Raw genomic sequence first — 26,587 nt, 5'->3', positions numbered from 1 at the left:
GAGCGTAACGGTCAGCCGAGGTCGAGCGCGGCGTAGCGAACGACGTCGCAGGGCCGGTCCGAGAGCACCCGGAAGAGCGCGGCGCGGAGCATCGCCTGCCGCGGCGCGCCGCTCCGCCACTCCTCCAGCGCCTCGGTCGGGGCACCGTGCCAGAGCACGGCGTCGAGGACCAGGACGGCCTCCGCCCACAGCGGTGAGCGCCAGGTGGGGGAGAAGTCGATCACGAACGGCACGCCGGACGCGTCGAGCAGCACGTTGCCGGCGAGGTCGCGGTGCACGAGCTGCTCGCGGCCGAGGTCGGCGTCGTCGGTGTCGTCCAGCCCGCCGACGAGTCGCGCGACGAGGTCGGCGAGCCCGGGCTCGGCGCGCCCGGCAGTCGCCGCGACCGCGACCCCGGGGTCGTACGCCGCCCGCTCGGCCGCCGTCCACCGGTCGCGCTGGGCGTCCAGCCCGGCGGGCGCTCGGGCACGGCGGTCGCGAGGTGCGCGTGGAGCAGGTGGGCAGTGGCCCGCAGCGTGGGCAGGTCGCGGCACGGTGTCGTGCCGGGCTCGAACCGGGTGGCCGACCAGCCGTCCACGACCAGGCTGCCGTCGCGGGCGGGGACGGGGAGGGCGAGGCGCAGGGAGCGCGGGGAACCCTCGTCGAGGCGCACGGCCAGGCGGGCCTGGACCGGGGCGAGCCACGCCTCGGACCCGTCGTGACCGGGGGAGAGGGCGAGGTCGCCGGCGCGCCACGTCGTGCCCCGGCCGCCGGGCAGCGGCTCCAGGACGCCCTCGGCCACGAACAGGTCGAGCACGTGGTCGGGCGGCTGGCCGGGGTGGGGCATGCGCCGAGCGTAGGACGGCCGGGGCCCGTCCGGGTCCCCGGTGCACGACGGCGGACCCCGCTGTCGGTGGCCCCGCGTAGTCTCGACGCATGCGTCCAGTCACCGATCTCCAGCGCCGGGTGGCCCCCTTCAAGGTCGTCTCCGACTACGAGCCGTCCGGCGACCAGCCGACCGCGATCAAGGACATCGTGGGGCGCATCCAGGGCGGCGAGCAGGACGTCGTGCTCCTCGGCGCCACCGGCACGGGCAAGACCGCCACGGTCGCGTGGGTGGCCGAGCAGCTCCAGCGACCGGTGCTGGTGCTCCAGCCCAACAAGACGCTCGCGGCCCAGTTCGCCAACGAGCTGCGCCAGCTGTTCCCGGACAACGCGGTCGAGTACTTCGTGTCCTACTACGACTACTACCAGCCCGAGGCGTACGTCCCCCAGACCGACACCTACATCGAGAAGGACTCCTCGATCAACGAGGAGGTCGAGCGGCTGCGCCACAGCGCCACCAACAGCCTGCTCACCCGGCGCGACACCATCGTGGTCTCGACGGTGTCGTGCATCTACGGCCTCGGCACCCCGCAGGAGTACGTCGACCGGATGCTGCGGCTCAAGGTCGGCGAGGAGCACGACCGCGACTCGGTGCTGCGCCGGCTCGTCGAGATCCAGTACACCCGCAACGACATGTCGTTCACCCGCGGCACCTTCCGGGTCCGTGGCGACACCCTCGAGATCTTCCCGGTCTACGAGGAGCTCGCGATCCGCGTCGAGTTCTTCGGCGACGAGATCGAGCGGCTGATGACGCTCCACCCGATCACCGGCGAGGTGATCTCCGACGACACCGAGCTGCACGTCTTCCCCGCCACCCACTACGTCGCCGGCCCCGAGCGGATGGAGCGGGCGATCCAGGGCATCGAGCTCGAGCTGGCCGACCAGCTCGCGACGTTCGAGAAGCAGGGCAAGCTGCTGGAGGCCCAGCGGCTGCGGATGCGCACCACCTACGACGTCGAGATGATGCGGCAGGTCGGGTCGTGCTCCGGCATCGAGAACTACTCGATGCACATGGACGGCCGCACCCGCGGCAGCGCGCCCAACACGCTGCTCGACTACTTCCCCGAGGACTTCGTGCTCGTCGTCGACGAGTCACACGTCGCGGTCCCGCAGATCGGTGGCATGTACGAGGGCGACATGTCCCGCAAGCGCAACCTCGTCGACCACGGCTTCCGGCTGCCGAGCGCGATGGACAACCGGCCGTTGAAGTGGGAGGAGTTCGTCGACCGGATCGGCCAGACGATCTACCTCTCCGCCACCCCCGGCAACTACGAGCTCGACCGGGTCGGCGGCGTCGACAACACGGTCCAGCAGATCATCCGCCCGACCGGCCTGATCGACCCCGAGGTCGTGGTCAAGCCGACCAAGGGCCAGATTGACGACCTGATCCACGAGATCCGCACCCGTGCGGAGAAGAACGAGCGCGTGCTGGTCACCACGCTGACCAAGAAGATGTCCGAGGACCTCACCGACTACCTCCTCGACGCCAACATCCGCACGCGTTACCTCCACTCCGAGGTCGACACGCTGCGACGCATCGAGCTGCTGCGCGAGCTGCGGATGGGCGAGTACGACGTGCTCGTCGGCATCAACCTGCTGCGCGAGGGCCTCGACCTCCCGGAGGTGTCGCTGGTCTCGATCCTCGACGCCGACAAGGAGGGCTTCCTGCGCTCGGACAAGTCGCTCATCCAGACGATCGGCCGCGCGGCCCGCAACGTGTCCGGCCAGGTCCACATGTACGCCGACAAGATCACCCCGTCGATGGAGAACGCGATCGAGGAGACCAACCGCCGCCGCGCGATCCAGGTCGCCTACAACACCGAGCACGGGATCGACCCGACGCCGCTGCGCAAGAAGATCGCCGACATCACCGAGATGCTCGCCCGCGAGGACGAGAACACCGAGGAGCTGCTCCGCACCTGGGCCGACGTCGGGCAGAAGGGTCGCGCCGGCGGCGTGAAGGCCGGCAAGTCGCCGACCCCCGCCCTGTCGAGGATCCACTCGGAGGCTCCCGACACCGCCGGCATCCCGAGCGCCGACCTGGCCGAGCTGATCCAGGGCCTGACCGACCAGATGCGGACGGCGGCCGCCGAGCTGCAGTTCGAGGTCGCGGCGCGCCTGCGCGACGAGATCTCGGACCTCAAGAAGGAGCTCCGCCAGATGATGGAAGCGACGAAGTAGACGCCCGGTACGCACGCTGGCGGCGTTCTCGTCGCTCGCAGGCCAAACCCGGGCCAGCTTCGCTCCTCGGCCTTGCCATCGCACGCACCGGACGCCTCCTTGTGCGGGTGGACGTCCGCACGCCGGCGACCAGGTAGACGCCCGGCCCCGGCGCCTAGTCCGACGAGCCGGAGCCCAGCTCGCGCTTGCGCAGCCGCTTCTCCTCGCGGCGGACGAGCTCCTGCTCGTGCTCCTCGATGATGTCCTGCTTCTGCACCTGGGTGCGGACCAGGTTGGCGAGCGCGGCAAGGCTGGGGAAGACCGGCCACGCGAACTCGCCGAACATGACGACCGCCCAGATCGTCCAGCAGATCAGCGAGACGGTCAGGAACCCGGTGGCGGCCTCGCGGCGGCTCTTCTCCCACTTCCGCACGGCCTGCTGGTGCACGTCGGCCTGGGTGAGCGAGCCGGGCGGTCGGTGCGCGAGCGCGCCCGCCGGGACGTCGGGCACCAGGTCGTCGAGGTGGGCCGTGAGGTCACCGAGGACCTTCGCGGAGGTGACGGCGGTCGAGCGGGCGTCGTACTCCTCGTGGTCGAGGCGGCCTTCGGCGAACGCCTGGCCCAGCACCTCGAGCGCGACGTCACGGTCGCGGTCGGAGGCGCGCAGCCGGGCGGCCTGGGGAGATCGGGGGTCCTGCTCGAAGCGACCCCACACGCCGGACGACATGATCCCAGCATAGGCAGGGGCGGCCACTGCGGCGGACGGCCGAGGCCGTCCGCCGCAGTGGTTCACGTCGTCCCCGTCAGGGGCAGCTGGTGGTGGAGCTGGTCTGCGCGGTGGTCAACGCGGTCTGGGCGGCGGTCAGGACGGTCTTGGCGCTGGCGACCCGCTTCTTGGCCTGGCGCAGCGACTTCTTGGCCTTCTTGACCTTCTTCTTGGCCTTCTCCACCTTGGTCGGGTTGCCCGCCTTCGTGGCCTTCTTCAGCTTCTTGGTCGCCTTCTTGACCACCTTCGCGGCCTTGGAGGCGGCAGCGCTGGTGGATGTCAACGTCGCGGTCGCAGTGGTGACCTGGGTCTGGGCCGCCGTCACCGAGGCCTGCGCCGTCGTGCACGCGACGGACGCGTTGTCGGTGTAGACGACCGAGTCGAGGCCGATGAAGTTGCTGTTGTCACCGGACGGGCCGCCGTCGGTCACGTGGTAGCGGAAGGCGATGCACCCGGCCACGTTCGTCGTGGCCAGCCCGGTCAGCGAGACCGCGTACTTCGTCCACGCCTGCGGGTAGCCGTCGACCGTGAGCTGCGGGTTCACCGTGGTGAGCAGCGTGGTGAAGTCGCCGACGCCGTCCGCGGTCGTCCCGGGGCTGCACGACCCGTTCGTCGACATGCGCACCTCGAGCCGGTCTGGGTAGATGGTGTTCCCCGCGTCGTACTGGAGCGTGCGGGTCCAGAACTCGAGCGTGTCGGTGCTGCTCAGGCTGGTCTGCCTCGGCATGACGAGCCAGTCGCTCAGCGTGGCCGTGCTGGAGCCGCTCTCGAAGTTCGCGGCGAAGTAGGAGCCCGGGCTGCCCGCCTGCGCGGGGAAGGCGTCGGGGCTGCCCTGGCTCCAGCCCGCGTCACCGATCGGCGAGCTGAGGTTGACGGTCTGCCATCCGGCGGGTGTCGCGCCCGACTCGAATCCCTCGCTGGCGCTGACGGCCTGCGCCGGCTGGGCGGTCACGGCGAGCGCGCCGGCCAGCAGGCTGACCGCGACGGCGCGGTAGGTGTGGTGCAGCTTCATGTAGGTGTTCCCCCGTTGTCGTGTGCGTCCTGTGTCGGACGCCTCGGACGCGACCCTAGGGACGGTCCCTCCCTCCCGCAGGAGAACCTGCAGAAATTGAGCGTCACGACCTCGAGGGGTGAGGACCGCCTCGGCGCATCGTCGCTAGCGTCACCGCATGAACACCTCCATCGACCTCGGTCGCCCGGTCTCCGGCGACGTCATCGACCTGATCCTCGACGACCACCGCCGCTTCGAGGCGCTGCTGCGCGACCTGCGCGACAGCAGCTCCGACCGCGACGCCGTCCGCAAGGCGCTCGCCGCGCTGCACGTGGCGCACGCGGAGGCCGAGGAGAAGCACGTCTACCCCAAGCTCCAGCGCAAGGACGCGATCACCGACCACGAGGCGGAGCACGGCGAGGAGGAGCACGCCGAGGGCCACGAGGCGATGCTGGCGGTGCTCGAGCTCAAGGGCACCGACACGCAGGCCTTCGACGACGCCGTCGAGGAGCTCGCGAAGGTGCTCAACCACCACCTCACCGAGGAGGAGCTCACCATCCTCAACCCGGCCCGCGAGGAGGTCGGCGAGCAGGTGCGCGCCACGCTCGGCGAGGCGTTCGCCACCGAGCGCAACGCCCAGCTCGACGCCGACTGCGGGTCGATCGACAACGTCCGCCGGATCGTGCAGGCTGCCGAGAAGGAGGGCCTCCTCGACGACGAGGAGGACGAGGACTCCGACGACTGAGCGGCCTCGGCCGCCGGGAGGGGGTGCGTGGTGGACGTCGCCGCGATGCACGAGGTCTGCGCCACCTTCCCCGGCGCCTGGCCGGACAACCCGTGGGACCACGAGCACCCGGTCTTCAAGGTCGGTCCGGGGGAGCGCGGCAAGATCTTCGCGTTCCTCGCCGCCGAGACCGTCGGGGTGAAGGCCGGCGCGACCCGCGAGATCGCCGACGAGTGGCTCCAGCGCTACCCGGACGACGCCGCCGTGATGGCCTACATCGGCCGCTCGGGCTGGAACGACCTCGCCCTCGCCGGGGCGATCCCCGACGACGAGCTCGTGGAGGCGGTCGAGGAGTCCTACCGGCTGGTGGTCTCGCGGCTGCCGAAGCGGGACCGGCCCGACGGTTGGGACGCGGTCAGCGTCGCCGCATCATCGTGAGCCCGACCATCCGGGCGACCACCATCGCGACGTAGAACACGCCCACCATCATCTCGACCATCACCACCGACCTCGCCTGCTCGCCGACCGCGACGATGTCGGAGAGGCCGACGCTCGTGAGCGTCGAGAACGACAGGTAGAGCAGCTCGAACCACGAGTGCTCGAACCCGCCGGCGTTGGAGAACGAGTCGGGCCACACCACCTGCACGACCGAGAAGACGTACGCGAAGCCCCAGGCCACGACGGTGAACGCGGCGCCGGTCGCGTAGTACTCGTCGGTGGTGATCACGTCGTCGTGGAACAGGTAGCGCAGCATCGCGTAGGAGACGTAGAAGTAGAACGGTGCGTGCAGCAGGCCGGAGGTCAGGGTGATCCAGTCGGTGTCGCGGAAGACCGCGTCGAGCAGCGTGAAGACGATGGTCGGGGCACCCAGGAAGAACACCACCCGGCTCACGTTCGGCGTCCGCCGGACCGCGAGGACCGCCGATCCGACCGCCAGCATCCCGATGACGCCGAGGAACGCGCGTCCCGGCGTGGAGCCGCCCAGGAACGGCCAGGCGAGCACCTGCAGCAGCTGGGCCGCCAGCAGCATCGCGGACGGGTGCGCGGTGAGGTGCTGGAGCGGCCGGGTCACGACACGGGAGTCTAGGCAGGCGTTCCACCGGCACCGGAACGCCTCGCTGGGCTAGGTTCGCGTCGTGGGAGCACGGGGATGGAGGGCCCTGGCCGCGGCGCTGGCGGTCGTCCTCGTCGTGCTCGTCGTCGGCATCGTCCTCGCGGTCCGCGGCTCGGGGAGCGTCGACGACGACCTGACCGCCGAGCAGCAGGAGGTCGCGGCGGCCGCGCGGACGGAGGCGCTGGCCTTCCTGCGGGTCGACCACCGCGACATGGAGCCGCTGGTCGAGGCGGTGCTCGACGGCGCGACGGGCGACTTCGCCGAGCAGTACGGCTCGCAGCGCGACCGGCTGGTGCGCGAGACGGTCCGGACCCGGGCCACCTCGACCGGGGAGGTCGTCTCGCTCGGGGTCGCGGACCTGTCCGACGACGCGGCCACCGTGGTGGTCGCAGCCAACAGCTCGGTCTCCAACTCCTCGACGGAGCAGCCGCAGACCCGCTACTACCGCCTGCGCCTGCGCCTCGAGCGCGTGGACGGCCGCTGGCTCACGAGCAGCCTGGAGTTCGTCCGGTGAGGCGCGTCGTCGCCGCGCTGGCGGCCCTGGTGCTCGTCGCCGCGGCGGTGCTCGGCTGGCTGGTGGCCCGCGCGCCCGCCGACGGGTCGGCCGAGGACCTGACCGCAGCCGACTCGGGTGCCGCGTTCGTCGCCTCGGCCGGCGTCCGCGACGACGTGCTCGCGGCCGCGGAGGAGGCGGCCACCCGGGTCTACACCTACTCCTGGCGCACCCTGTCCGACGACCGGGCCGCGGCTCGACAGCTGCTCGTCGCACCGGTGGTGGACCGCTACGACCGGACGATGGCCGGCGTCGCGCCGGGTGCGCGGCGCGACCACCGGGTCGTCACCGCCACGGTCGTCGGCAGCGGCGTGGTCCACGCAGCCACGTCGTACGCCCGGGTGCTGGTGTTCGTGAACCAGCGCACGAGCGCCGACGACCTCGACCAGCCACGCACCGACCTCGACCGGGTGCTGGTCACGCTGAGCCGGGTCGACGGCCTGTGGCGGGTCAGCGAGCTCGACGCGCTGTGACCGCGCCCCGGTCGCGGCCCTTGTGGTGCGGGCCGGCGATGGGCAGGATCGCCGCGTGGACGACGTGACGACCGACCTGCTGGTGATCGGGGCCGGCCCCACGGGCCTGTACTCCACCTACTACGCGGGGTTCCGCGGCCTCGACGTGACGGTGGTCGACTCGCTGCCCGAGCTGGGGGGCCAGATCACCGCGATGTACCCCGAGAAGGCGATCCTCGACGTGGCGGGCTTCCCGAGCGTCAAGGGACGCGACCTCGTCGAGGGGCTCGTCGAGCAGGCGGCGAGCGCCGACCCGCGCTACCTCCTCGACCGCACCGCGTCGACGCTCGAGCACCGCGACGACGACGTCGTGGTCACCCTCGACGACGGCACCAGGATCACCGCCGGCGCGGTGCTGATCACCTCCGGCATCGGCAAGTTCAGCCCCCGCCCGCTGCCCGCCGGCGACGGCTGGGTGGGGCGGGGCATGGAGTTCTTCGTGCCGAGCTTCGCGCCCTACGCCGGCAAGGACGTGGTCGTCGTCGGCGGCGGCGACAGCGCCTTCGACTGGGCCCAGCACCTCGAGCCGATCGCCGCGTCCGTGACGCTGGTCCACCGGCGCGACGCGTTCCGCGCCCACGAGCGCACCGTCGCCGCCGTGCAGGCGTCGAGCGTCGAGATCGTCACCAACGCGCAGGTCACCGCGCTGCGCGGCGACCCGCTGCTCGAGGAGGTCGAGGTCACCGTCGACGGCGAGGAGCCCCGCGCGCTGAAGGCGCAGGCCCTCGTCGCGGCGCTCGGGTTCATCGCCGACCTCGGGGCGATCCAGCAGTGGGGCCTCGAGACGTCCAAGCGCCACGTCGTCGTCGACTCGGCCATGCGGACCAACCTGCCGCGGGTGTTCGCCGCCGGCGACATCACCGACTACCCGGGCAAGGTACGGCTGATCGCGGTCGGCTTCGGCGAGGCCGCGACGGCGGTCAACAACGCCGCCGTGGCGATCGACCCGACCGCCCACGTCTTCCCCGGCCACTCCAGCGAGGGGTGAGCCCGCGAGTGCCTACCGACCGGTAGGCATAATGGCCGTTCCACGAGCGCCATCGAGAGGCAACCACGTGCGCATCGCCATGCTGTCCTACCGGACCAAGCCGCACTGCGGCGGGCAGGGCATCTACGTCCGCCACCTGAGCCGGGAGCTCGTCCGCCTCGGCCACGAGGTCGAGGTGTTCTCCGGTCAGCCCTACCCGGAGCTCGACGAGGGCGTCCGGCTCACCAAGGTCCCGAGCCTCGACCTCTATCGCGAGCCCGACCCGTTCCGCGTGCCGCACCTGCGCGAGTTCCGCGACCGGATCGACGTCGAGGAGTTCCTCACCATGTGCACGGCCGGGTTCCCCGAGCCGAAGACCTTCAGCTCGCGCATCTCGCGACTGATGAAGGACCGCGCCGGCGACTTCGACGTCGCCCACGACAACCAGGTGCTCGGCACCGGGATCCTCGACCTCGAGGACTACGGCCTGCCCGTCGTCGCCACCATCCACCACCCGATCACGATGGACCGCCGGATCGACCTGCAGACCGCGCCGACGTGGCGCAAGCGGCTGACGCTGCGTCGCTGGTACGGCTTCCTGCGGATGCAGTCGCGCACGGCCAAGCGCTACCGCAGGATCCTCACGCCGTCGGAGTCCTCGCGGCGCGACGTCGCCCGCGACTTCGGCGTCGACCCGGCCCGGATGCGTACGGTCCTGCTCGGCGTCGACGACGTGTTCGCACCGCCGAGCGTCCCGCGCGTCCCCGGCCGGATCCTCGCGATGGCGAGCGCCGACGCCCCGATGAAGGGCATCGCCACGCTGCTCGAGGCGTTCGCCAAGCTCAGCGTCGAGCGCGACGTCTCGCTCGTCCTCGTCACGAAGCCGGAGCCGGGCGGTCGCACCGAGCAGCTCGTCGACCAGCTCGGCATCACCGACCGGGTGAGCTTCGTCAGCGGCGTGAGCGACGAGGAGCTCGTCGCCGTGATGGGGTCCGCCGAGGTCGCGTGCGTGCCGTCGCTCTACGAGGGCTTCTCCCTGCCGACCGCCGAGCTGATGGCGTGCGCGACCCCGCTCGTCGTCTCCCGCGCCGGCGCCATCCCCGAGGTCGTCGGTCCCGACGGCGAGTGCGCCGACCTGGTGACCCCCGGCGACGTCGGCGAGCTCGAGCAGGCCCTCGCGGCGCTGCTCGACGACCCCGAGCGGCGTACGGCCATGGGTGCGGCCGGACGCGCGCGGGTGCAGGAGCTGTTCAGCTGGCGCGCGGTGGCCGAGGCCACCGCCGCCGCCTACGAGGAGACCATCGCCGACTTCCACGCGGAGAAGCGGCAGGAGAAGGAGAACCGCCGTGCTGACCGTTGACTTCGACCGCCTCGGGCTGCGCCCGGGCGACCGCGTGCTCGACATGGGCTGCGGTGCCGGTCGGCACGCGTTCGAGATGTACAAGCGGGGCGCCGACGTGATCGCGTTCGACCAGGACGCCGACGAGCTCGCCACCGTGCGGGAGTGGTTCACCGCCATGCGCGAGGCCGGCGAGGTGCCCGAGGGCGCGGAGGCCGACGTCAAGGAGGGCGACGCGCTCGCGCTGCCCTTCGCCGACGGCGAGTTCGACCGGATCGTCGCCGCCGAGGTCCTCGAGCACATCCACGCCGACGTCGACGCGATCAAGGAGCTCGTCCGGGTGCTGCGCCCGGGCGGGACGCTCGCCGTCTCGGTGCCGCGGTGGCTGCCCGAGGTGATCAACTGGAAGCTGTCCGACGACTACCACAACGCCGAGGGCGGCCACGTCCGGATCTACACGGCCGAGGAGCTCGTCGACAAGGTCACCAAGGCCGGTCGCCACAACGACGGCACCCCCGGCGACGCGATGGAGCTCGTCGGCAAGGGCTACGCCCACGGGCTGCACGCGCCGTACTGGTGGATCAAGTGCGCGGTCGGCGTGACCAACGACGAGCACCCGCTCGCCAGGGCGTACCACAGGCTGCTGGTCTGGGAGATCATGGAGAACCCCCGTGCGCTGCGGGCGGCCGGCAAGGTCCTCGATCCGTTGATCGGCAAGAGCATGGTGCTCTACTTCCGCAAGCCCGAGGCCTCGTGAGCCACGGCCCGACGACCCCCGGCGTGCTGACCTGGGCGCAGGTCGAGCAGACCGCGGCGAGCATCGCGGCGATGCAGGAGCCGTCGGGAGCCGTGCCGTGGACGCCGGGGGAGCACACCGACGTGTGGAACCACCTCGAGTCGGCGATGGCGCTCCTGGTGGGCGGCCAGCCCGCGGCGGCGGACCGCGCGTACGCCTGGGTGCGGGAGACCCAGCGCGCCGACGGGTCGTGGCCGATGAAGGTCGTCGGCGGCGAGGTCGAGGACCACTCGGGCGAGACCAACATGTCGGCCTACGTCGCCGTGGCCACCTGGCACCACTGGCTGGTCACCCGCGACGAGGCCTTCGTCCGGCTGATGTGGCCGACGGTGCGCCGTGCGCTGGACTTCGTGGTGTCGCTCCAGCTCCCGTTCGGTGGCATCGCGTGGTCGCAGGAGTGGTACGACGGCGCGCCCGGCCGGGTCAACGAGGAGGCGCTGCTCGCCGGGTCGTCGAGCATCCACCACTCCCTGCGCGCCGGCGTCGCCCTCGCCGCGCTGCTGGGGGAGGAGCAGCCCGAGTGGGAGCTCGCGGGCGGCCGGCTCGGCCACGCGCTGCGCGAGCACCGCGACCTGTTCCTCGACAAGTCCGAGTTCTCGATGGACTGGTACTACCCCGTCCTCGGCGGTGCCGTCCGCGGCGAGGCCGCGCACGCCCTGCTCTCCGAGCGGTGGGACACCTTCGTCGAGCCCGGCCTCGGCATCCGCTGCGTCTCCACCAACCCGTGGGTGACCGGCGCGGAGACCGCCGAGCTGGTGCTCGCGCTGGAGGCCCTCGGCGACCGCGAGCGCGCCCGGCGGCTGCTGGCCGACGTGCAGCACCTGCGCACCGCCGAGGGCTCCTACTGGACGGGCTACGTGTTCTCCACGGCGCCCGGCGAGGCGGGCGTCAACTGGCCGCACGAGCACACGACCTACACCGCCGCGGCCGTCGTCCTCGCGGTCGACGCGCTGACCGACACGACGCCCGGCGCCGACGTCATGCGCGGCACGACGCTCGGGCCCGAGCTCGCGGAGATCGGCCTGGAGTGCGGCTGCCCCTCGGAGGCGGGGTCAGGCGCCGACCGGGTCGCCGGCGTCGCCGGACGTCCGGCGTAGCACCCGCATCGACCCGACCGCCTCGACCTCGGTGAATGCGCCGCTCGCGAGCGCGGGCAGGTAGATGTCCTCGTAGGGCGGACGGCCCCCGTCGGCGGGGTCGGGGAACACGTCGTGGACCAGCAGGACGCCGTCGGCGGCGACCCACCGCACCCACCCGCGGAAGTCCGCGCGTGCCGGCTCCACGCCGTGCCCGCCGTCGATGAACAGCAGGGCGAGCGGCGTACGCCACCAGCGGCTCACCGTCTCGGAGCGCCCGACGACGGCGACCACCTGGTCCTCCAGGCCCGCGTCGGCGATGGTGCGCCGGAAGGTCGGGAGGGTGTCCATCAGCCCGCGCCCGGCGTCGACCAGGGTGTCGTCGTGGTGCTCCCAGCCGGCCTGGTTCTCCTCCGAGCCCCGGTGGTGGTCGACGGTGAACACGGTCCCGCCGACCTCGCGGGCGGCCGCGCCCAGCCAGACGGCCGACTTGCCGCAGTAGGTGCCGACCTCGAGCGCAGGCCCGTGGGGGAGCCGCTCGCACGCCCAGCGGTGCAGCAGCGCACCCTCGTCCTCGGGCATGAAGCCCTTGGCGGCGCGGGCGTGCTCGAGCAGGTCCGGAGGCATCACGGGGGAACCCTAGTGCCGGCGCGGCCGGGGGCTCAGGCCGAGTCGTCCAGCGCCTCGGGCTCGACGCCGCTGTCGGCCTCCAGTCCGTGGCGCCAGGTGTTCCAGTGCCACGACAGGTAGCGGTCGACCGCCCGGACGGCGTGCTCGCTGCGGATCGAGTGGAAGACCTCGAAGGCGTGCTGGGCGCCGGGGAGCTCGGCGTAGACGACCGACCTCCGCGACGTCCGGCGCAGCTCGGCGACGAAGAGGCGCGCCTGGTCGACCGCGACGAGGCTGTCGAGCTCGCCGTGGACGACGAAGAAGTCGGGTGCGTCCGGGGTGACCCGCAGGATCGGGGACGCCGCCTCGTAGACGTCGGGGGCGTCGGTCCACGTGGTCTGCATGACCCGCGGCCCCAGGAACGCGTCGCGCATGCTGATCGCGTTCGCGAGGCCGGTCGAGCCGGCGAAGTCGTAGACGCCGTAGAACGGCACGGCCGCCTGCACGCTGGTGTCGGCGTCCTCGAAGCCGGGCTGGAACGCGGGGTCGCCGGGCGTGAGCGCGGCGAGCGCGGCGAGGTGGCCGCCCGCGGACCCGCCGGTGATGACGACGTAGTCCGGGTCGCCGCCGTGCTCCGCGATGTGCTCGCGCACCCAGGCGATGGCGCGCTTCACGTCGACGACGTGCGCGGGCCAGGGATCGCGGGGCGCGAGCCGGTAGTTGATCGCGACGCAGACCCATCCCTGCGCGGCCATCCGGTTCATCAGCGGCCGGCCCTGCTTCTCCTTGGTCCCGTAGACCCACGCCCCGCCGTGGACCTGGAGCAGCACCGGCGCTCCCTCGATGCGGTCCTCGCCGGCCGGGAGGTAGAGGTCGAGGGTGCCCCGGCGGCCCGCCTCGGTGTAGGGCACGTCGCTGATCACCCGCACCCCGTCGTCGCGGAAGTCGAACGGCCTGGCGAGGTGGCGCACCGACGTGGCGAGGTCGGCGGGGTCGGGCACCCGGTCGAGCTGCTCGACGTAGTCGACCCCGAGGCCCTCCTCCAGCGCGTCCTCGAGGACCTGCTCGGCCCGGCGGCTCTGGCGGACCATGTGGGCCAGGCCCAGCGCGCTCGCGCCGGCGAGCGCCAGCCCGGCCTTGGCGCGGACCCCGCCGCGGCGGGCACGGGTGAGGTGCACGGCCGCGTCGACGGCGGTGAGCGCCAGCACCTGCGGCGCGGTCTCGTTGAAGACGAAGCCGGCGAGGAACGACCCGAAGCCGCTGCGTCGCCCGCGTGCGGGACGCAGGCCGTTGGCGGTCAGGGCGGCGACGATGCTCTGGCGACCGAGGAAACTCACGTGCCCGAATCTACCGACCAGTACTAGCGTCGCGGGCGATGACCAGGATGCACGACGACGAGATCACGATCACCGACGAGACGGTCCGCCGGCTCGTGGCCGACCAGCTCCCGGAGTGGGCCGGTCTGCCGGTGCGGCGGCTGCCCCCGGTGGGCACCGACAACCAGCTGTTCCGGCTCGGCGACGAGCTCCTGGTGCGGATGCCGCGGATCCCCGGACCGGCGGAGGGCGTGGCCTTCGAGCACGCCTGGCTGCCCCGGATCGCGCCGCACCTGCCGGTGGTGGTCCCGGCGCCGCTGGCGCTCGGGGAGCCCGGCCACGAGTATCCCTTCGCGTGGACGGTCGTGCCGTGGGTCGAGGGGAGCACGCCGACGCCGGCCACGTTCGACCCCGAGGAGTGGGCGGCGTCGCTGGGGGCGTTCGTCCGCGCCTGCCGCGACGTGCCCGGGATGGACGGCCCGGTCGCCACCGACGGGCGCGGCGCGCCCCTGGCGTCGATGGACGAGTGGGTACGCCGCTGGACCGCGCGTGCCGACCCGGCTGAGGTGTCGCACGCCGCGGTGCTGGCGGTCTGGGAGGACGCGCTCGCGGCGCCGGCGTACGACGGCGAGCCCCGCTGGTTCCACGGCGACCTGCACGAGGGCAACCTGCTGGTGCGCGACGGCCGGCTCGCCGCGGTCATCGACTGGGGCTGCGCCGGGCGTGGCGACCCGGCCATCGAGCTCAACGCGATGTGGGGTGACCTGCCCCGGGCCGCCGCCGAGCCCTACCGCGAGGCGACCGGCCTCGACGAGGCCGCCTACCGGCGAGGCCGCGGGTTCGCGCTCGCCCCGGCGATCAGCGGCTTCACCTACTACCGGGAGACCTCCCCGCGGATGTCGGGGCTCGGCCTGCGGACCGTCCGCCAGCTCGTCGCCTCGCTGGACTGACCCTCCTCGACCACCGGTGGTCGGGCGATCCGCTGGTCGAGGAGGTCGCGCAGCGACCGTCACGAGACCCGGGTGGGCGGGTCTCGTGACGGGACTCCGTCCCTCCTCGACCACCGGTGGCCGGGCGGCGGGTCAGGCGCGCAGCCGCTCGCCGAAGAACTCCAGCACCGCGTCGACGGCGACCTGCGAGCGCTGCTCGGTGACGGTGGAGTGGCCCTTGCCGGGCAGCTCGACGCGGACGAAGTCGTCGCCGATCAGCGACGTCAGGGTGTCGAAGCGGGTGCCGACGGCGGGGTCGGCGGCGTAGCGGATGCCGAGGACCTGGCAGCCGGACGCGCGGCGGCGCACGGCCTCGGTGTCGGCGGGCGACAGGTTGAGGTCGGCTGCGCGCCTGCCCCCGACCGGGAAGGGGACGCTCGGCTGGCACACGACCGGTGCGACCACCGACTCGTCGACCATCATGGCCAGCGCGAAGCCGCCGGTGAAGCACATGCCGAGGGCGCCGACGCCCGGACCGCCGAGCTCGGCGTGGAGCTCGCGCGCGAGCGACCGGAGCCAGCCGGCGACCGGCGTGGTGACGCCGGTCGCGAGCATGGTGAACTCGCGGCTCACGCAGAGGCGGGGCAGGGTGCGCAGCACGTCGCCGCCGCCGAACGGGCGCCCGACGGGGCCGAAGAGGTGGGGGAGGAGCACGGTGTAGCCGGCCTCGACCAGCTCCTCGCCGAAGGCGATGACCCCGGTCGTCAGCCCCGGGACCTCGTGGACGACCACCACGCCCGGGCCGGAGCCCTTGCGCCAGACCGGGTGCGTCGTCGGCGAGCCGTCGACGTCGGCGGTGTGCTCGGATCGGGTCCAGGTCTCGAGTGCGTCCACCTGCGCAGGCTCGCAGGCCTGTCAAGGCCTGTTCAGTGTCCGAACGCCGGTCTAGGTTGCTGTCCGTTGCCCGACCCCCCCACAGACAAGGTGATTCTCGGATGTCCCACCACCGTCCCCTCCGCACCCTCGCCCTCGCCGCCAGCCTCGCGATCGTCGGCACCGCGACGACCGCCACCGCCGCGGTCCCGGCCTCCGCCCAGGCGCCGTCGCCCGGGGTCGCCGCCTGCGCCGACGACCACGGCCACGCTGCCGCGGCGCGGGTCCGCAAGGGTTCCAAGCAGCTCGAGCCCGCCCTCTTCCAGGGCTCGGCGTCGCAGTACTCCGCGCTCGAGCCCGCCGGGCTGCTCCCGGCCGGGTCGGTCACCGTCCCGACGTACTTCCACGTGGTCGTCCCCGTCGGCACCACGCAGGCCGCCAAGGATCGCCTCGGCCAGCTGGTGCAGGCGCAGGTCGGCGTCCTCAACGAGGCGTACGCCGGGCGCACCGGCGCCGAGGCCTCCACGGCGACGCCGTTCCGCTTCTCGCTGGCGAAGGTCGACTTCTTCGAGAACGACACGTGGTCCACGGTCACGCCCGGACCGGTCGAGAAGGAGATGAAGGCAGCCACCCGCGTCGGGGGCAAGAACACCCTCAACGTCTGGACCGCCGACATCGGCGACGACCTGCTCGGCTGGGCGACGTTCCCGACGAAGAGGCTCAGCAGCAACGACGGCGTCGTGATCCTCGACGAGTCGATGCCCGGCGGCACGGCCGGCAAGTACGCGTTCGGCGACACCCTCACCCACGAGGTCGGTCACTGGCTCGCGCTGTTCCACACGTTCCAGGGCGGCTGCAAGGGTCAGGGCGACCAGGTCGCCGACACCGCGGCGGAGGCCACCGCCCAGTTCGACTGCCCGGTCGGGGCCGACACCTGCGCCGCGCCCGGCCTGGACCCGATCCACAACTACATGGACTACACGCAGGACTCCTGCATGTACCAGTTCACGCCCGGTCAGGTCACGCGGATGAGTGACGCCTGGCAGCAGTACCGGGCCCGCTGACGGCTCAGAACGTGTAGCCGAAGGCCTCGAGGTCGTCGGCGTACACCTCGGCCACCCGGTCCCGGGTGGCCGGGGTGTAGTAGTCGCGGTAGCTGCCGTGCGGCGACCGGTTGCGGTGCGGCACGCGCGTCGGGTCGCCGCCGAGGCGGCGCTCCACCTCCGCGAGGTCCTCGGCGAACGTCTCGGTCCGGCCGACGAAGTCGACCTCCCGCCCGGGGGCGCGCAGGTAGTGCACCTGCGGCCGCCCGAGCCGGGGGAGCTCCTCGGTGCCGCGCAGCACGAACTCCTCGAACCCGGAGTACGTCGCGGCCGCGCGCCACAGGTCGTTGCCGCGCATCCGGGTCGCGCCCTCCTGCGGCCGTCCGCTGGCCGGGCCCCACTCGCGGTTCCAGTCGTCGATCATCGACCACCACGACACCATCCGCGCCCACGGGTTGCGGACGAAGGCGAACGACCAGTAGTCGGAGACGTGCGGCTCGGCGCGCAGGATCCGGGCGTACGGGGCGTGCCGTCCCAGCGGCGGAGTGACCCCCGGCGCCTTGCTGCGCGCGTCCGGGCAGGTGCGCGTGAAGGTGACCCCGACCGAGACGCCGCCGGTCTTCGGCACGTGCACGAAGAGCGCGCGGCGGGCGTCGGAGATCAGCACGGGCGCGAGGCTAGCCCACGCACCGGTGGCAGGTGGGGCCGACCGCCCCCCGGTGCGCGATGATCGGGGGGTGATGACGTTCCTCGGTCTCGGGCCCGGTCGCGACTTCGTGCTCCTGGCCCTCCCGAAGACCGCCAGCACCACCCTCGAGCGGTCGCTGGCGCCGTACGCCACCGAGGTGGTCGGCGCTCCGCCCGCCCAGAAGCACCTCCCCGCGCGGGGCTTCGTGCACACCCGGGCCCACGAGCTCGCCGCGCAGGGACACCCGCGCGACTCCTACGAGCTCGTCACGATGTTCCGCGAGCCGCTCGCGTGGCTCGAGTCGTGGTGGCGCTACCGCGCCCGCGACGACAGCCGGCGCTCGACGGCCGACATGACGTTCGAGGAGTTCGCGCAGCGCTACCTGGCCGGCGACGACGACGCGCCCGTCCCGCGGGGGCGTCCGGCGAAGTTCATCCGGGCCCAGGGCGGGATCGCGGTCGACCGGATCTTCGCGGTCGACCGCCCGGACGTCTGGGAGCCGTGGTTCAGCGCGCGCGTCGGCGCACCGCTGGAGTTCGAGCGGCGCAACGCCTCGGGCGCCGAGCGCGGCGAGCTGTCCGACGCCACCCGGTCCGCGCTCGTCGTCCACTTCGCCCCGGAGTACGCCGTGTGGAGCCGGCTGCAGGACACGGGCGAGTGGGCGGGCGCACGCGGGACCCGCCTCGAGCCGTAGGCCCGACCGGTTGTGCGCGCGGTCGGCCGCGGGCCGGGTCAGTACGTGTAGCCGAAGAGGTCGATGTCCTCGGCGTAGACCTCGGCGACCTTCGCGCGCGTCTCGTCGGTGTAGTAGTCGTGGTAGGTGCCGTGCTTCGACTTGTTCTTGTGCACCGGCGTCGACGGCTCGAGGCCGAGCTGGACCTGCACGCGCTGGAGGTCGGCGACGAAGTTCTCGGTGCGGCCGATGAAGTCGACCTCGCGGCCGTGCTTCGGGGCACGCAGGTAGCGGATCTGCGGGGTGCCGACGCGGGGCAGCTCCTCGGTGCCGCGCAGGACGAACTCGTCGAAGCCGGAGTAGGCCGCCGCGGCGCGCCACATCTCGTTGCCGTCGCGCATCGACCCGTGCTTGACGTCCTGCGGCTTGCCGCTGGCCGGCCCGTGGCGGCGGTCCCACTGCGAGATCATCGAGTACCACGACACCATCCGGGCCCACGGGTTCCGGACGAACCCGAAGGTCCAGTAGTCGGCGACCTGCGGCTCGTGCTTGAGGATCTTGCCCAGGGTCGCGTGCCGGCCCAGCGCGGGACGGGCCTTGCGGGCGTCCGGGCAGGCCTCCCGCACGGTGTCCTCGACCGACACGCCACCCGTCTTGGGGACGTGGACGAAGAGCACCTGCTTGGAGTCGCTGATCAGCACGCGCCGAGGCTATCCCAACGGTCGGGACGGGCCGGGCTCAGGACTCCAGCGGCCAGCCGCGCTGCGCCCAGCCGCCGGTGCCGCCGGCCACGTTGATGGCGGGGAGGCCCTGCGCGCGCAGGTGGTCGACCACCTGGCGGCTGCGGCCCCCGGCGGCGCAGATGACGAAGAAGGGGGTGTCCTGCGGCAGCTCGGCGACGCGGCCGGGCACCTCGTTCATCGGGATGTGCACGGCGCCGGGCACCCGGCCGCCGGCGACCTCGTCGGCCTCGCGGACGTCGACGACGTACGCGCCCTGGCTGTGCGCGGCGGCGAACTGGTCGAGGTCGACCTCGTCCTGCGGCCCGTTGGCGGCGGCCTCCTGGGCGGCCTGCACCTCCTGGTGCACGGCGTCCATGTCGAGCTCGCGGGCCTGCTCGATGACCCCGGCCAGCGCCTGCGGCGGCAGCGCGCCGGCCTGGTTGAACAGCAGGACCCCGTCGCGGAAGAGCATCAGCGTCGGGATCGAGGTGATCGCCGCCATCTGGCTCAGCTGCTGCTCGGCCTCGGTGTCGACCTTGCCGAAGACGATGTCCGGGTTGTCCTGCGACGCCTTCTCGTAGACCGGGGCGAACTGGCGGCACGGACCGCACCAGGAGGCCCAGAAGTCGACCAGGACGATGCCCTCGCCGCTCACGGTCTGCTCGAAGTCGGCCAGGGTCAGGTCACGCGTGCTCATGCACCCAGCCTGCCACGCCGGCCGTGGACCCCGGTGCGGCCGGGCGTCACCAGCCCCGCTCGCGCCACTCCGCGAGGTGCGGGCGCTCGTCGCCGATGCGCCCGTCGTTGCCGTGGCCGGGGTAGAACCAGGTCTCGTCGGGCAGCCGGTCGAAGAGCTTGGTCTCGACCTCCCCGAGCAGCTGCACGAAGGCGTCGGCGTCGCCGAAGGTGTTGCCGACGCCGCCCGGGAAGAGCGAGTCGCCGGTGAACAGGTGCGGCGTGGGTGCGACCTGCCCGTCGTCGAGCAGCAGGCAGATCGAGCCCGGCGTGTGCCCGGCGATCGCCACGACCTGCAGGTCGCAGGTGCCGACCGCGACCTTGTCGCCGTCGCCGACCCGGCGACCGACCCGGACCCCGGTCTGCTCCTCGATCGCGTCGGCGTCGGGCGCACCGGCGACGACGGTCGCGCCGGGGTGCGCGGCCACCACTGCGGCGAGGCCGCGGTGGTGGTCCCAGTGCTGGTGGGTCGTGACGACCGAGGTGAGCGAGCGGTCGCCGATCAGCCCGAGCAGCCGCTCCGGCTCGGCGGCGGCGTCGACGAGGACCAGCTCGTCGGTCTCCCCGCAGTGCAGGAGGTAGCAGTTGTTGGACATCTCCGGGTCCACGGCCACCTTGGTGATCGTGAGCGACCCCAGCGTGCGTACGTCGGGGGTGCCGCCGGGGGACACGTCCCCCGTGTAGGTGTGGTCGTTCACCATGCCTCCATCTCCGGGAGCTCGTGCGTGCTGGACGTGAGGCCCTCGCCCGACCCGCGGCCGGTGAGCCACCAGGCGGCCGCGCCGGCGGGGCCGGACACGACGGGGCCGTCGCCCTCCGGACCGTAGCGCCACTCGCCGTCGAGGTCGGTGGGACGGACGGTGATCGGCGTCGGGGTGTCGAACTTCGTGAGCGAGTCGAGCAGGACCCGGTCGAAGTCGGCGCTCCAGTCGGCGTGGGTGTAGCCGCTGCCGAGGTCGGCGTGGTGGATCTCCACCTCGCGCAGCCGCATCAGCGGCACCGCCGCCACCCGGATCACCCGCGCGCCCGGGGTGCGCTCGAAGCTGCCGTCCCAGTCCGCGTCGCCCATCGACCGGAGGGCCTCGGCGAAGGCGCCGGTGCCGGCGAGGAGACGCTGGCGGAGCTCCGCGGGGGCGGCGACGGCGAGGTCGTCGATGTCGGTGTCGCGGCGCTCCTGCGAGGGGTACATGGGCTGCGGCCGGCCGACGTGGGCGCCGTGCAGGACGCCGGCCAGCGCCTCGGCGTTGAGCGCCAGGTGGGCGACCACGTGCCCGCGGGTCCACCCCGGGAGCAGGGACGGATCGGCGAGCGCGGTCGCGTCGAGCCCGTCGACCGTGCGGACGAGGGCGCCGTCGGCCGCGTGCAGCAGGTCGCCGACGGTGGGCGTGGTCTCGGTCACGCGGCCATCGTGCCACCCACCCTGCCGGGTGGACGATGGGTGCGCTGTCGGAGGTGCGTGAGAAAGTGTCACGGTCTGTCGGCTTGACCCGACCGGGACACTGGGACGAACATCTGTTCGACCCCGACTCACGCCAGAACGAGGACCACTGTGGCCGACCAGCTCATCATCCGGGGCGCCCGCGAGCACAACCTCAAGGACGTGTCGATCGACCTTCCTCGCGACTCCCTGATCGTCTTCACCGGGCTCTCCGGCTCCGGGAAGTCCAGCCTCGCCTTCGACACGATCTTCGCCGAGGGCCAGCGCCGCTACGTCGAGTCGCTCTCGGCCTACGCGCGGCAGTTCCTCGGCCAGATGGACAAGCCCGACGTCGACTTCATCGAGGGCCTGAGCCCGGCGGTCAGCATCGACCAGAAGTCGACCTCGAAGAACCCGCGCTCGACGGTCGGCACCATCACCGAGGTCTACGACTACCTCCGCCTGCTCTACGCCCGGGCCGGCCGGGCCCACTGCCCGACCTGCGGCGCCCCGATCGAGCGGCAGACGCCGCAGCAGATCGTCGACCGGGTCCTCGCGCTCGAGGAGGGCCGCCGCTTCCAGGTGCTGGCGCCGGTCATCCGTGGCCGCAAGGGCGAGTACGTCGAGCTCTTCCGCCAGCTCCAGCAGCAGGGCTTCAGCCGCGCCCGCGTCGACGGGCAGACCCACACCCTCGACGAGCCGCCGGTCCTCGACAAGAAGCTCAAGCACACCATCGAGGTGGTCGTCGACCGGCTCGCGGTCAAGGAGTCCTCCAAGCGCCGCCTCACCGACTCGGTCGAGACCGCGCTCGGCCTCGCCGGCGGCCTCGTCGTGTTCGACTTCGTCGACCTCGACGCCAAGGACCCGGGCCGGGAGATGAAGTTCTCCGAGAAGATGGCGTGCCCCAACGACCACACCATCGACACCGACGACCTCGAGCCCCGCTCGTTCTCCTTCAACTCACCGTTCGGCGCCTGCCCGGCGTGCTCCGGCCTCGGCACCCGGATGGAGGTCGACCCCGAGCTCGTCGTCCCCGACCCGGGCGCCACCCTCGGCGAGGGCGCGATCGCGCCGTGGAGCGGCGCGCACGTCGCCGACTACTTCCTCCGCCTGGTCAACGCGCTCGGCGAGGAGCTCGGCTTCGACCTCAACACGCCGTGGGAGCAGCTGCCGCCCAAGGCGCGCACCTCGCTCCTCGAGGGGCACAAGACCAAGGTCCACGTCGTCACCCGCAACCGCTACGGCCGCGAGCGGGCCTACTACGCCGCGTTCGAGGGCGTCCGCCCGTACGTCGAGCGCCGCCACCGCGAGGCCGAGTCCGACACCAGCCGCGAGCGCTTCGAGGGCTTCATGCGGGAGGTGCCGTGCCCGACCTGCCAGGGCTCGCGCCTCAAGCCGGTCTCCGTCTCGGTGACCCTCGGCGCCCGCGACCAGGGCGGGCTCAACATCGCCCAGCTCTGCGCGCTGCCGATCAACGAGACCGCCCACTACCTGCGCACCGTCGACCTCTCCGTGCGCGAGCGCCAGATCGGCGAGCGGGTGCTCAAGGAGATCCAGGAGCGCCTGCAGTTCCTGCTCGACGTCGGCCTCGACTACCTCTCCCTCGACCGGCCCAGCGGGTCGCTCTCGGGCGGCGAGGCGCAGCGGATCCGGCTCGCCACCCAGATCGGCGCCGGCCTCGTCGGCGTGCTCTACGTCCTCGACGAGCCGTCCATCGGCCTGCACCAGCGCGACAACCAGCGGCTGATCGAGACCCTCGTCCGGCTCAAGGACCTCGGCAACACCCTCATCGTGGTCGAGCACGACGAGGACACCGTGCGGGTGGCCGACTGGGTCGTCGACATCGGTCCCGGCGCCGGCGAGCACGGCGGCCAGGTCGTCCACTCCGGCACGGTCGAGGACCTGCTGACCCACCCCGACTCGATGACCGGCCAGTACCTCTCCGGCCGGCGCGAGATCCCGGTCCCGGCGGTGCGTCGGCCCCGCACGGTCGGGCGCGAGCTCACCGTCCACGGCGCCCGCGAGCACAACCTGCAGGACGTCGACGTCAGCTTCCCGCTCGGCGTCTTCTGCGCGGTCACCGGCGTCTCGGGCTCGGGCAAGTCGACCCTGGTCAACGACATCCTCTACACGTCGCTGGCCAAGCAGATCTACAACGCCCGCACCGTGCCGGGCCGGCACACCAAGATCACCGGCCTCGAGCACGTCGACAAGGTCATCCACGTCGACCAGTCGCCGATCGGCCGCACCCCGCGGTCCAACCCGGCCACCTACACCGGCGTCTTCGACCACATCCGCAAGCTCTTCGCCTCCACGCCGGAGGCCAAGATGCGCGGCTACCTCCAGGGCCGGTTCTCGTTCAACGTCAAGGGTGGGCGCTGCGAGGCGTGCTCCGGCGACGGCACCATCAAGATCGAGATGAACTTCCTGCCCGACGTCTACGTCCCGTGCGAGGTCTGCCACGGTGCCCGCTACAACCGCGAGACGCTCGAGGTCCACTACAAGGGCAAGACCATCGCCGAGGTCCTCGACATGCCGATCGAGGAGGCCGCGGAGTTCTTCGCGGCCGTCCCGGCGATCGCGCGGCATATGACGACGCTGGAGGAGGTCGGCCTCGGCTACGTCCGCCTCGGCCAGCCCGCGACCACGCTCTCCGGCGGTGAGGCGCAGCGCGTCAAGCTCGCCAGCGAGCTGCAGAAGCGCTCCACGGGCCGCACCGTCTACGTCCTCGACGAGCCCACCACCGGCCTCCACTTCGAGGACATCCGCAAGCTCCTCGGGGTGTTGTCCAGCCTGGTCGACAAGGGCAACACGGTCCTGGTGATCGAGCACAACCTCGACGTGATCAAGACCGCCGACTGGCTCGTCGACATGGGTCCCGAGGGCGGCTCGCGCGGTGGCACGGTCGTCGCCGAGGGCACCCCGGAGGAGGTCGCCGAGGTCGAGGCGAGCCACACCGGCGCCTTCCTTAAGCCGATCCTCGAGGGCCGCGGCGCGAAGCAGCCCGGCAAGCCGCGTCGTGCGGCGGCCGCGGAGGGCCCGGGCCGGACGACGACGAAGGCGACCGCCAAGAAGACTGCCGCGAAGAAGGCGCCTGCCAGGAAGGCGGCCGCGAAGAAGGCGCCGGCGAGGAAGTCAGCCGCGAAGAAGTAGCTCGGCGGCATCTCACAGGGTTTTCACAGGGCTGCTGGCTAGTCTCGCGCCATGACAGCCATCAACCGACGTCGTGCCCTCGCCGGATCCGCTGCCGTCGCCGTGGGCGTGCCCCTGCTGGCCGCCTGCGGCTCGGACGACACCGCGAGCGACTCCTCCCCGTCCGACTCCTCGTCCGGCTCCAGCGAGCCGAGCGACTCCGGCTCGAGCAGCAGCGACGGTGCGACGGCCGAGGCGCTCGCGACCACGGCCGACGTGCCGGTGGGCGGCTGCTTCGTGGTCGCGGCCGCCAAGGTCGTCGTCACCCAGCCGACCGAGGGCGACTTCAAGGCGTTCTCCGCGACGTGCACCCACCAGGGCTGCTCGGTCGAGTCGAGCACCGACGGGGAGATCCCGTGCCCCTGCCACGGCAGCACCTTCTCGATCGAGGACGGCTCGGTCATCCAGGGCCCGGCGACGTCGGGGCTGGCCGAGGTCCAGATCGCGGTCGACGGCGACTCCATCACCCGCGCCTGACCCTCACCCGCCACCACGCGGCGGGCGCTGTCGGGGGTCGCCCGTAGGGTTGTCCGGTGGCCACGCCGAGCTCCTACCGACCTGCGCCGGGGTCGATCCCGACCAAGCCGGGGGTCTACCGGTTCCGTGACGCCAAGGGCCGCGTGATCTACGTCGGCAAGGCCAAGAGCCTGCGTCCGCGGTTGTCGTCGTACTTCCAGGACATCGGCAACCTGCACCCGCGCACGGCCACCATGGTGACCACCGGCGCGAGCGTGGAGTGGACGGTCGTCGACACGGAGGTCGAGGCCCTCCAGCTGGAGTACAGCTGGATCAAGGAGTTCGACCCGCGCTTCAACGTCAAGTACCGCGACGACAAGTCGTACCCCTGGCTCGCGGTCACGGTCGGCGAGGAGTTCCCCCGCGTGATGGTGGGGCGCGGCGCGAAGCGCCGGGGGACGCGCTACTTCGGCCCCTACAGCCACGCGTGGGCGATCCGCGAGACGGTCGACCTGCTCCTGCGGGTCTTCCCGATGCGCTCGTGCAGCAACGGCGTGTTCAAGCGCTCGGCCCAGATCGGCCGCCCCTGCCTGCTGGGCTACATCGACAAGTGCTCGGCGCCCTGCGTCGGCACGGTCAGCGCCGAGCAGCACCGCGAGATCGTCGACGACTTCTGCGACTTCATGGCCGGCAACACCTCGGCCTTCACGCGTCGCATCGAGAAGGAGATGTACGCCGCCTCCGAGGCGCTCGACTTCGAGAAGGCGGCCCGGCTGCGCGACGACCTCGGGGCGCTGACCAAGGCGCTGGAGAAGCAGGCGGTCGTGCTCGGCGACGGCACCGACGCCGACGTGATCGCGCTGGCGGAGGACCCGCTCGAGGTGGCGGTGCAGATCTTCTACGTCCGCGGCGGCCGGATCCGCGGCCAGCGCGGCTGGGTCGCCGACCGCACCGATGAGGGCGGCACCGCCGAGCTCGTCCAGGACTTCCTGCTCCAGCTCTACGGCGGGGTCACCAGCGACGAGGGCCGCGACGCGATCCCGCGGGAGGTGCTGGTCCCGGCGCTGCCGCCGGACCACCAGGTCCTCGAGGAGCTGCTGGGGGAGCGGCGCGGCAGCAGGGTCGCGATCCGGGTCCCGCAGCGCGGCGACAAGCGCGACCTGCAGGAGACCGTCGCCTCGAACGCCGCCCAGGCGCTCGCGCTCCACAAGACCAAGCGGGCCAGCGACCTCACCACCCGCAACCGCGCGCTCGAGGAGATCCAGCAGGCGCTGTCGCTCGACGAGGTGCCGCTGCGCATCGAGTGCTACGACGTGTCCAACCTCCAGGGCACCGAGGTCGTCGCCTCGATGGTCGTCTTCGAGGACGGCCTGGCCCGCAAGTCGGAGTACCGCCGGTTCGTGATCCGCGGCGTCGACGGGCAGAACGACGTCGCCTCGATGCACGAGGTGATCACCCGGCGCTTCAAGCGGCTCCAGGACGAGCAGGGCAGGAGCGAGACGGTCAGCACCGACGCGGGTCCGATGCTCGTCGATCCGGAGACGGGCCGCCCGCGCAAGTTCGCGTACGCCCCCTCCCTGGTGGTCGTCGACGGCGGCCCGCCGCAGGTCGCGGCGGCCCAGCAGGCGCTCGCCGAGCTCGGCATGGACGACATCCCCGTCTGCGGGCTCGCCAAGCGGCTCGAGGAGGTGTGGCTGCCCGACGAGGAGGACCCGGTGATCATGGCCCGCACCAGCGAGGGCCTCTACCTCCTCCAGCGGATCCGCGACGAGGCCCACCGCTTCGCGATCACCCACCACCGCAACCGCCGCTCCAAGTCGATGGTGGAGAGCCTGCTCGACGACGTCCCCGGGCTCGGCGAGGTGCGGCGTCGGACGCTTCTCAAGCACTTCGGCTCGCTGAAGAAGCTCCGCGAGGCCGAGGTCGACGACATCGCGCTGGTGCCCGGCATCGGGCCCCGCACCGCCGCCGCCATCAAGGACGCGGTCGCGAAGGGCGACGCGAGCCGCAAGACTGCAGCCACCGCACCGGTGGTCAACACCGCCACCGGCGAGATCCTGGAGGAGGACTAG

At 72.3% G+C, this 26,587-nt stretch carries 28 protein-coding genes; 15 read left to right on the top strand and 13 right to left on the bottom strand.

The annotated features are described in order from the left end of the window. Positions 1-11: 11 nt before the first annotated feature. Together LN652_RS04215 and LN652_RS04210 are read right to left on the bottom strand one after the other, a co-directional pair. The gene (locus LN652_RS04215; protein WP_230443441.1) at positions 12-278 is read right to left on the bottom strand and encodes a hypothetical protein; all 267 of its coding nucleotides are present in this window, start codon (positions 276-278) and stop codon (positions 12-14) included. Next, entirely contained in the window at positions 221-826 is a 606-nt protein-coding gene (locus LN652_RS04210; protein WP_230443440.1) for a hypothetical protein, read from the bottom strand. Before LN652_RS04210 ends, LN652_RS04215 begins: the two co-directional genes overlap by 58 nt. Positions 827-915: 89 nt before the next feature. Here LN652_RS04210 and uvrB point away from each other — a divergent pair, with 89 nt between their 5' ends. Continuing rightward, entirely contained in the window at positions 916-3,045 is a 2,130-nt protein-coding gene (gene uvrB / locus LN652_RS04205; protein ID WP_230443439.1) for an excinuclease ABC subunit UvrB, read from the top strand. A 154-nt stretch (positions 3,046-3,199) separates the two neighbouring features. Here uvrB and LN652_RS04200 read toward each other — a convergent pair whose 3' ends face one another. Together LN652_RS04200 and LN652_RS04195 are read right to left on the bottom strand one after the other, a co-directional pair. Then, positions 3,200-3,751 (bottom strand): DUF1707 SHOCT-like domain-containing protein, encoded by a 552-nt coding sequence (locus tag LN652_RS04200; protein WP_230443438.1) that lies wholly within the window; start codon positions 3,749-3,751, stop codon positions 3,200-3,202. 76 nt (positions 3,752-3,827) lie between these two features. Further along, positions 3,828-4,802 (bottom strand): choice-of-anchor J domain-containing protein, encoded by a 975-nt coding sequence (locus tag LN652_RS04195; protein ID WP_230443437.1) that lies wholly within the window; start codon positions 4,800-4,802, stop codon positions 3,828-3,830. 157 nt (positions 4,803-4,959) lie between these two features. Between LN652_RS04195 and LN652_RS04190 the strand changes: the two genes are divergently transcribed. Then, the gene (locus tag LN652_RS04190; RefSeq protein ID WP_230443436.1) at positions 4,960-5,526 is read left to right on the top strand and encodes a hemerythrin domain-containing protein; all 567 of its coding nucleotides are present in this window, start codon (positions 4,960-4,962) and stop codon (positions 5,524-5,526) included. A gap of 27 nt (positions 5,527-5,553) precedes the next feature. Then, complete coding sequence (locus LN652_RS04185) at positions 5,554-5,943, top strand: MmcQ/YjbR family DNA-binding protein (protein ID WP_230443435.1); 390 nt, start codon at positions 5,554-5,556, stop codon at positions 5,941-5,943. Here LN652_RS04185 and LN652_RS04180 read toward each other — a convergent pair. Next, a complete protein-coding gene (locus tag LN652_RS04180) occupies positions 5,921-6,577 on the bottom strand; it encodes an ion channel (RefSeq protein ID WP_230443434.1) in 657 nt (218 codons plus the stop codon). The genes LN652_RS04185 and LN652_RS04180 overlap by 23 nt on opposite strands. 64 nt (positions 6,578-6,641) lie before the next feature. Between LN652_RS04180 and LN652_RS04175 the strand changes: the two genes are divergently transcribed. The 6 genes from LN652_RS04175 (at position 6,642) to LN652_RS04150 (ending at position 11,883) form a co-directional block, all read left to right on the top strand. After that, positions 6,642-7,133, top strand: a complete 492-nt coding sequence (locus LN652_RS04175) for a hypothetical protein (RefSeq protein ID WP_230443433.1) — start codon at positions 6,642-6,644, stop codon at positions 7,131-7,133. Continuing rightward, positions 7,130-7,645 (top strand): hypothetical protein, encoded by a 516-nt coding sequence (locus tag LN652_RS04170; RefSeq protein WP_230443432.1) that lies wholly within the window; start codon positions 7,130-7,132, stop codon positions 7,643-7,645. The genes LN652_RS04175 and LN652_RS04170 overlap by 4 nt, the downstream gene beginning before the upstream one ends. Positions 7,646-7,700: 55 nt before the next feature. After that, positions 7,701-8,672 carry an NAD(P)/FAD-dependent oxidoreductase gene (locus LN652_RS04165; RefSeq protein WP_230443431.1) on the top strand — a complete coding sequence of 324 codons (972 nt, stop codon included), beginning with the start codon at positions 7,701-7,703 and terminating at the stop codon, positions 8,670-8,672. A gap of 67 nt (positions 8,673-8,739) precedes the next feature. Next, complete coding sequence (locus LN652_RS04160) at positions 8,740-10,011, top strand: glycosyltransferase family 4 protein (protein ID WP_230443430.1); 1,272 nt, start codon at positions 8,740-8,742, stop codon at positions 10,009-10,011. Then, a complete protein-coding gene (locus LN652_RS04155) occupies positions 9,998-10,747 on the top strand; it encodes a class I SAM-dependent methyltransferase (RefSeq protein ID WP_230443429.1) in 750 nt (249 codons plus the stop codon). Before LN652_RS04160 ends, LN652_RS04155 begins: the two co-directional genes overlap by 14 nt. After that, positions 10,744-11,883 (top strand): prenyltransferase/squalene oxidase repeat-containing protein, encoded by a 1,140-nt coding sequence (locus LN652_RS04150; RefSeq protein WP_230443428.1) that lies wholly within the window; start codon positions 10,744-10,746, stop codon positions 11,881-11,883. The genes LN652_RS04155 and LN652_RS04150 overlap by 4 nt, the downstream gene beginning before the upstream one ends. Here the strand turns inward: LN652_RS04150 and LN652_RS04145 are convergent. Together LN652_RS04145 and LN652_RS04140 are read right to left on the bottom strand one after the other, a co-directional pair. After that, positions 11,839-12,489: a class I SAM-dependent methyltransferase gene (locus tag LN652_RS04145; RefSeq protein ID WP_230444683.1), complete on the bottom strand. Its 651-nt coding sequence runs from the start codon at positions 12,487-12,489 to the stop codon at positions 11,839-11,841. The genes LN652_RS04150 and LN652_RS04145 overlap by 45 nt on opposite strands. 35 nt (positions 12,490-12,524) lie before the next feature. Then, positions 12,525-13,808, bottom strand: coding sequence for an alpha/beta hydrolase (locus tag LN652_RS04140; RefSeq protein ID WP_230443427.1), 1,284 nt, complete (start codon positions 13,806-13,808; stop codon positions 12,525-12,527). Positions 13,809-13,846: 38 nt separating this feature from the next. On the opposite strand from LN652_RS04140, the gene LN652_RS04135 reads away from it, so the two are divergent. Continuing rightward, entirely contained in the window at positions 13,847-14,737 is an 891-nt protein-coding gene (locus LN652_RS04135) for an aminoglycoside phosphotransferase family protein (RefSeq protein WP_230443426.1), read from the top strand. A gap of 132 nt (positions 14,738-14,869) precedes the next feature. On the opposite strand, the gene LN652_RS04130 is transcribed toward LN652_RS04135, so the two are convergent. Then, the gene (locus LN652_RS04130; protein ID WP_230443425.1) at positions 14,870-15,610 is read right to left on the bottom strand and encodes a dienelactone hydrolase family protein; all 741 of its coding nucleotides are present in this window, start codon (positions 15,608-15,610) and stop codon (positions 14,870-14,872) included. Positions 15,611-15,711: 101 nt separating this feature from the next. Here LN652_RS04130 and LN652_RS04125 point away from each other — a divergent pair, with 101 nt between their 5' ends. Further along, positions 15,712-16,653: a zinc metalloprotease gene (locus tag LN652_RS04125; protein WP_230443424.1), complete on the top strand. Its 942-nt coding sequence runs from the start codon at positions 15,712-15,714 to the stop codon at positions 16,651-16,653. Between the two features lie 4 nt (positions 16,654-16,657). On the opposite strand, the gene LN652_RS04120 is transcribed toward LN652_RS04125, so the two are convergent. Continuing rightward, positions 16,658-17,299, bottom strand: a complete 642-nt coding sequence (locus LN652_RS04120; RefSeq protein WP_230443423.1) for a sulfotransferase family 2 domain-containing protein — start codon at positions 17,297-17,299, stop codon at positions 16,658-16,660. A 70-nt stretch (positions 17,300-17,369) separates the two neighbouring features. Between LN652_RS04120 and LN652_RS04115 the strand changes: the two genes are divergently transcribed. Further along, positions 17,370-18,014, top strand: a complete 645-nt coding sequence (locus LN652_RS04115; RefSeq protein WP_230443422.1) for a sulfotransferase family protein — start codon at positions 17,370-17,372, stop codon at positions 18,012-18,014. 38 nt (positions 18,015-18,052) lie between these two features. Here the strand turns inward: LN652_RS04115 and LN652_RS04110 are convergent, their stop codons facing one another. The 4 genes from LN652_RS04110 to LN652_RS04090 are packed head-to-tail and all read right to left on the bottom strand — an operon-like array spanning position 18,053 to position 20,849. Continuing rightward, entirely contained in the window at positions 18,053-18,694 is a 642-nt protein-coding gene (locus LN652_RS04110; protein ID WP_230443421.1) for a sulfotransferase family 2 domain-containing protein, read from the bottom strand. A 37-nt stretch (positions 18,695-18,731) separates the two neighbouring features. Then, a complete protein-coding gene (locus LN652_RS22000) occupies positions 18,732-19,412 on the bottom strand; it encodes a thioredoxin domain-containing protein (RefSeq protein ID WP_329958458.1) in 681 nt (226 codons plus the stop codon). 46 nt (positions 19,413-19,458) lie between these two features. Then, positions 19,459-20,151, bottom strand: a complete 693-nt coding sequence (locus LN652_RS04095) for an MBL fold metallo-hydrolase (protein WP_230443420.1) — start codon at positions 20,149-20,151, stop codon at positions 19,459-19,461. Continuing rightward, on the bottom strand, positions 20,145-20,849 hold the full coding sequence (locus tag LN652_RS04090; protein WP_230443419.1) for a maleylpyruvate isomerase family mycothiol-dependent enzyme: 705 nt from the start codon (positions 20,847-20,849) through the stop codon (positions 20,145-20,147). Before LN652_RS04090 ends, LN652_RS04095 begins: the two co-directional genes overlap by 7 nt. 150 nt (positions 20,850-20,999) lie before the next feature. Between LN652_RS04090 and uvrA the strand changes: the two genes are divergently transcribed. From uvrA to uvrC, 3 genes are read left to right on the top strand one after another with little or no spacing between them, the layout of a single operon-like run. After that, on the top strand, positions 21,000-24,020 hold the full coding sequence (uvrA, locus tag LN652_RS04085) for an excinuclease ABC subunit UvrA (protein WP_230443418.1): 3,021 nt from the start codon (positions 21,000-21,002) through the stop codon (positions 24,018-24,020). A gap of 51 nt (positions 24,021-24,071) precedes the next feature. Continuing rightward, positions 24,072-24,536: a QcrA and Rieske domain-containing protein gene (locus LN652_RS04080; RefSeq protein WP_230443417.1), complete on the top strand. Its 465-nt coding sequence runs from the start codon at positions 24,072-24,074 to the stop codon at positions 24,534-24,536. 56 nt (positions 24,537-24,592) lie between these two features. Further along, positions 24,593-26,587, top strand: a complete 1,995-nt coding sequence (gene uvrC, locus LN652_RS04075; RefSeq protein WP_230443416.1) for an excinuclease ABC subunit UvrC — start codon at positions 24,593-24,595, stop codon at positions 26,585-26,587.

Source organism: Nocardioides okcheonensis (genome assembly GCF_020991065.1).
Taxonomy (GTDB): Bacteria; Actinomycetota; Actinomycetes; order Propionibacteriales; family Nocardioidaceae; genus Nocardioides; species Nocardioides okcheonensis.
Note: the sequence above shows the minus strand (reverse complement) of the source record. Positions and strands in the feature narration are given on the sequence as shown.